Annotated in this window: 4 protein-coding genes and 1 pseudogene; 3 read left to right on the forward strand and 2 right to left on the reverse strand. The window is 72.0% G+C overall.

Annotated features, from left to right (window positions below; all coding sequences use genetic code 11):
- A partial coding sequence (ileS, locus tag ABT324_RS33120; protein WP_351185792.1) for an isoleucine--tRNA ligase occupies positions 1 to 2,774 on the reverse strand: 2,774 nt, incomplete at its 3' end.
- A 58-nt stretch (positions 2,775 to 2,832) separates the two neighbouring features.
- Between ileS and ABT324_RS33125 the strand changes: the two are divergent.
- Both ABT324_RS33125 and ABT324_RS33130 read left to right on the forward strand, forming a co-directional pair.
- Positions 2,833 to 3,076, forward strand: a pseudogene (locus ABT324_RS33125) (pseudouridine-5'-phosphate glycosidase); the annotation flags it as partial.
- Between the two features lie 121 nt (positions 3,077 to 3,197).
- The gene (locus ABT324_RS33130) at positions 3,198 to 3,986 is read left to right on the forward strand and encodes an IclR family transcriptional regulator (protein ID WP_351185795.1); all 789 of its coding nucleotides are present in this window, start codon (positions 3,198 to 3,200) and stop codon (positions 3,984 to 3,986) included.
- A 6-nt stretch (positions 3,987 to 3,992) separates the two neighbouring features.
- On the opposite strand, the gene ABT324_RS33135 is transcribed toward ABT324_RS33130, so the two are convergent.
- The gene (locus ABT324_RS33135) at positions 3,993 to 4,757 is read right to left on the reverse strand and encodes a dioxygenase family protein (RefSeq protein ID WP_351185798.1); all 765 of its coding nucleotides are present in this window, start codon (positions 4,755 to 4,757) and stop codon (positions 3,993 to 3,995) included.
- A gap of 77 nt (positions 4,758 to 4,834) precedes the next feature.
- On the opposite strand from ABT324_RS33135, the gene ABT324_RS33140 reads away from it, so the two are divergent.
- Positions 4,835 to 5,182, forward strand: a 348-nt coding sequence (locus ABT324_RS33140) for a MarR family winged helix-turn-helix transcriptional regulator (protein ID WP_351185801.1), incomplete at its 3' end; no start/stop codon positions are given.

Raw genomic sequence — 5,182 nt, forward strand, 5'->3', positions numbered from 1 at the left:
TCGTCGGTGCTCAGAGGTTCTACCTGCCCGTCGACCTCTTTTGTGGGTGTGCCGGAGGGCAGGTCGCGGGCCTGGTCGGCTGGGTTCGCGGCGGAGACCGCGGCCGCCGCGCGCTGGGTGCGGTTGCCGAACCGCCGCCCCAGGGCGCGGAAGTTCGGCTTGACCGACACGTCCAGCACCTCGCCCGCCGACTCCAGCGGTTCGATGTGGCGCACGTTGAGCTCGTCGGCCAGGTCGGCGACCAGCTCCGGCGGCAGCACCGCGCTGACCAGCGCCCGCCCGAGCGGTTGCCGCACCTTGATGCCGCTGGCCTTGCGCGCCGCACGGCCCGCTTCCGCCAACCGCCGCTCGACGTCCACATCGGACAGCAGGCGGTCGTCGACCAGCCGCGGGTCGGCGCTCGGCCAGCTCGCCAGGTGCACCGAGTCCGCCGCGTCCGGGATGCCCGGGCGGACCACGTCCTGCCAGATCCGCTCGGCGAGGAACGGCACGAACGGCGCGAGCAGCCGGGTCAGCACGTCCAGGCATCCGTGCAGGGTGCACAGCGCGTTGCGGTCGCCGTCCCAGAAGCGCTGCCGCGAGCGGCGGACGTACCAGTTCGACAGGTCGTCGACGAACTCCGCCAGCGCGCGTCCGGCCCCGGCCGTGTCGTAGTCCTCCAGGCGCGCGTCCACCTCCGCGGTCAGCCGGTGGAGCTGGGCCAGGACCCAGCGGTCCAGCACCGGGCGCTGCTCGGGCGGATCGGCGTCGGCCGGGACCCAGTCCTCCAGCGCGGCGTAGCGGGTGAAGAACGACGCGGTGTTCCAGCAGGTCAGCAGCACCTTTCGGACGATCTCGCGGAGCGGACCGTGCCCCACCCGCCGCGCCGACCACGGTGATCCGGTGCAGAGCATGAACCACCGCAGCGCGTCCGCGCCGTGCTCCTCCATCAGCGGCAGCGGTTCCAGCACGTTGCCGAGGTGCTTGCTCATCTTGCGGCCGTCCTCGGCCATGATGTGCCCCAAGCAGACGACGTTCTCGTAGGCGGAGCGGTCGAACAGCAGGGTGCCGATCGCCATCAGCGTGTAGAACCAGCCGCGGGTCTGGTCGATGGCCTCGCAGATGTACTGCGCCGGGTAGTTGCGCGCCAGCTCCGCGACGCTGCCCGGCCGGTGCGGGTAGCCGAGCTGGGCGAAGGGCATCGCACCGGAGTCGAACCAGGCGTCGACCACCTCGGGCACCCGCCGGGCCGAGCGCCCGCAGGTGGAGCAGGGGAACTCGATCTCGTCCAGGTACGGGCGGTGCGGGTCCAGCCCGGTGAGGTCCTGGCCGGTGCGCTCGCCCAGCTCGGCGCGCGAGCCGATCGGTGTGACGTGGCCGTCCGGGCACCGCCACAGCGGCAGCGGCGTGCCCCAGTAGCGGGTCCGGGACAGCGCCCAGTCCACGTTGTTGGCCAGCCAGTCGCCGTAGCGGCCGTGCTTGACGTGCTCCGGGTACCAGGTGGTGCGCTCGTTCTCGCGTTGCAGCGCGTCGCGGATCGCGGTGGTCCGGATGTACCAGGACAGCTGCGCGTAGTACATCAGCGGCGTGTGGCAGCGCCAGCAGTGCGGGTACTGGTGCTCGAAGGTGCTGTAGTGCAGCAGCAGGCCGCGGTGCTGGAGGTCGTCGACCAGCACCGCGTCGGCGTCCTTGAAGAACATTCCGCCGACCAGCTCGACGTCGGTGGCGAACCGGCCGTCGGGCCCGACCGGGTTCACCACCGGCAGCCCGTGCTCGCGGCAGACCGCGAAGTCCTCGGCGCCGAACGCGGGGGCCTGGTGCACCAGCCCGGTCCCGTCCTCGGTGGAGACGTACTCGGCGAGCACCACGAAGTGCGCGTCGGGGATGTCCACCAGGTCGAACGGGCGGCGGTAGCGCAGACCCGCCAGCGCGGTGCCCGGCACCGTCGCCAGCACCTCGCCGTCGGCGCCGAGCACCGCCTCGACCAGCGGTTCGGCCACCACGGAGGTGCCCCGGACGGTGCGGACCACCTGGTAGTCCACCGCCGGGTGCACCGCGACCGCGGTGTTGGCCACCAGCGTCCACGGCGTCGTGGTCCAGATCAGCAGGTCGACGTCGTGGTGCCCGGCCAGCGGCCCGTCCACCGGGAACCGCACGTACGCCGACGGGTCGTGGGCCGGTTCGTAGCCCTGGGCGACCTCGTGGTCGGACAGCGTGGTCTGGTCCCGCGGGCAGTACGGGGCCACCCGGTAGTCCTCGACCAGCAGGCCCGCGTCGAAGATCCGCTTTAGCGCCCACCACACGCTGTCGACGTAGTCTGGCGCCATCGTCCAGTAGGCGGCGGAGAGGTCGATCCAGTAGCCCATCCGCCGGGTGACCGCCTCGAACTCGCCGACGTGGCGTTGCACCGAGGCGCGGCAGCGGGCGTTGAACTCGGCGATGCCGATCCGTTCGATGTCGGGCTTGCCGCTGATGCCCAGCTCCTGCTCGACGGCGAGCTCCACCGGCAACCCGTGGCAGTCCCACCCGCCGCGGCGCGGCACGCTGCAGCCCTTCATCGTCTTGAACCGGGGGAAGACGTCCTTGAACACCCGCGCCTCGACGTGGTGGGTGCCGGGCAGCCCGTTGGCGGTGGGCGGGCCCTCGTAGAACACCCAGCGCGGGCCGTCGGCGGTCTGGGCCAGGCTGCGCTCGAACACCTCGTGCGCGCCCCACCACTCGATGATCTGGCGTTCCATCGCGGGCAGGTCGATCGAGGGTTCGAGCGGTCGGAACGGTGATCCGGGCTGCGCCATGCCCATATGCTCACACCGCGTGGACCTGCGGGCTCGCCGTCCCGGTGGGGGAGCGGAGGCCGCCGCGGTGCACGCGCGCGACGAGCTGGGCCTGCGGTCGGCGGTGCTGGTGGCCAACCCGGTGCCGGACCGAGCAGCTGGACCCGCGGCTGCACGACCGGGCGCTGGCCGAGGCCTGGGAGCAGGCCAGCCACCAGGGCATCAGCGGTCCCGACACCACCTCGTTCCTCCTGGGCCGCATCCGCACCGCCACGCGCGGCCGCAGCCTCTGGGGCAACATCGCCTTCCACCGCAACAACATCGGTTGGCCGCCGCTGTCGCGCACGCCCTGCGCTGAAGAGCTGCGCGGGTGCCGCGCGCCCGCTGTACTGTTCAGCAGGCCGCAGGTGTCGGTGCGGCCGGAACGGAGCGGAGGAACGTCGGGTGAAGTCGGAACCCGTCACGGCTGAACCAGCGGGCAGCGGGCCGAACGTGGTCAAGTCCGCCGACCGCGCGCTGGTCATCCTGGAGCTGCTCTCCCGGGGGCGGCACCGGCTCAGCGACATCGCCGAGACGCTGCGGCTCCCGCTGTCGAGCGTGCACGGCCTGCTCGGCACCCTGGTGCACCGCGGCTTCGCCGAGTTCGACCCGACCACCCGCACCTACGGGCTCGGGTTGAAGGCCTGGACGGTCGGCCAGGGCTACACCGGGCACCGCGACATCGTGGGCCTGGCGCTGCCCTTGATGGACCGGCTCGCGCGGGAGACCGGCGAGACGGTGCAGCTGTCCAGGCTGGATGGGGTGGAGAACGTCTACATCGCCATCGCCGAGTCACCGCAGCCGATGAAGCTGGTGTCGGCGGTGGGCATGCGGCTGCCCGCGCACGCCGACGGGTTGGGCAAGGCGCTGCTGTCCGGCCTGTCGCAGGAGGAGCTGGTGCGCCGCTACCAGGGCGTGGAGCTGGAGCGGTTCACCGAGAACACCGTGTGCGAGCTGCCGGAGCTGCTGGCCGAGGTGCAGGAGGCGCGCGTCCGCGGGTACGCGGTGGACGACGAGGAGTACATCGTCGGCTGCCGGTGCGTGGCGATGCCGGTGCGGGACCACTCCGGGGAGGTGGTCGCGGCGCTGTCGGTGTCGGCGCCGACGCCCCGCTGCGGTCCGGACTGGACCGAGCAGACCCGCGAGCCGCTGTCCAAAGTGGTCGCGACGATCGAGCAGCAGCTCCGCCGCTGACCCGGTTCAGCCGAACTGGACGGAGCGCTTGGCCAGGCCCCACCAGAAGCCGTCGATGGCCACCTGCTGCGCGGTGACGTCGTCGCCCGCGGCGCCGAGCGTGACGAACAGCGGTGCGAAGTGCTCCGTGCGCGGGTGCGCGATCTTCCCGGCCGGGGCCTTGTGGCGGAAGTCCAGCAGGGCGTCGACGTCATGCGCTTCGAGTGCCTGCCGACCCCAGTCGTCGAACTCCACCGACCAGCTCGGCGTGTCCGGCTCGCGCAGCGCCGAGAGGTTGTGGGTGAAGAAGCCGCTGCCCACGATCAGCACACCCTCGTCGCGCAGCGGTGCGAGGGCTCGGCCCAGGTGCAGCAACCGCTCCGGTTCCAGCGTCGGCATCGAGATCTGCAGGACGGGCACGTCGGCGTCCGGGTACATCTCCACCAGCGGCACGTACGCGCCGTGGTCGAGGCCGCGGTCCGGGAAGTCCTGCACCGGGGTGTCCGGGCCGCGCAGCAGGCCGCGCACGCGCCCGGCCAGCTCCGGGGCGCCGGGTGCGGCGTACTGGACGTCGTAGTAGCGGTCGGGGAAGCCCCAGAAGTCGTGGACCAGGGGTGTGGTGCTGGTGGCGCCGATGGCCAGCGGGGCTTCCTCCCAGTGCGCCGAGATCACCAGGACCGCCTTCGGCGTGGGCAGCCGGGCCGACCAGTCGGCGAGCTGGCCGGGCCACTGCGGGTCGTCGGCCAGCGGTGGGGCGCCGTGGCTGAGGTACAGGGTGGGCATCCGGGTCATCGCGGCCTCCTCGTTCGAATTTGAACAACACCGACCATAGCTGGTGGTTCAAATTTGAACAAGCTAGGCTGCGGGGCATGGCTGAACCGCGCTGGCTGGACGACGAGGAGATGGCCGCCTGGACCACGTTCGTGGAGGCGAGCAACCTGGTCGCCCGCAAGGTCGAGCAGCAGCTGCGCGAGCAGGCCGGGCTGTCCCACCCGCAGTACGAGATCCTGGTCCGGCTGTCCGCCGCGCCCGGCGGGGAGCTGCGGATGACCGAGCTCGCCCAACTGGTGGTGACCTCCAAGAGTGGCCTGACCTACCAGGTCACCCAGCTGGAGAAGGCCGGGCTGGTGCGGCGGCGGACCTGCGAGACCGACGACCGGGGCGTCTACGCGCTGCTGACCGAGCAGGGCCGGGAGCGGCTGCGGGCGCACGGCCAC

The sequence above is a fragment of the Saccharopolyspora sp. NPDC000359 genome (assembly GCF_040300525.1).
GTDB lineage: Bacteria > Actinomycetota > Actinomycetes > Mycobacteriales > Pseudonocardiaceae > Saccharopolyspora.

Excerpts from the sequence above, each read along its gene's own strand:
- ABT324_RS33135 (WP_351185798.1), bottom strand. The coding sequence starts at position 4,757 with ATGACCCGGATGCCCACCCTGTACCTCAGCCACGGCGCCCCACCGCTG.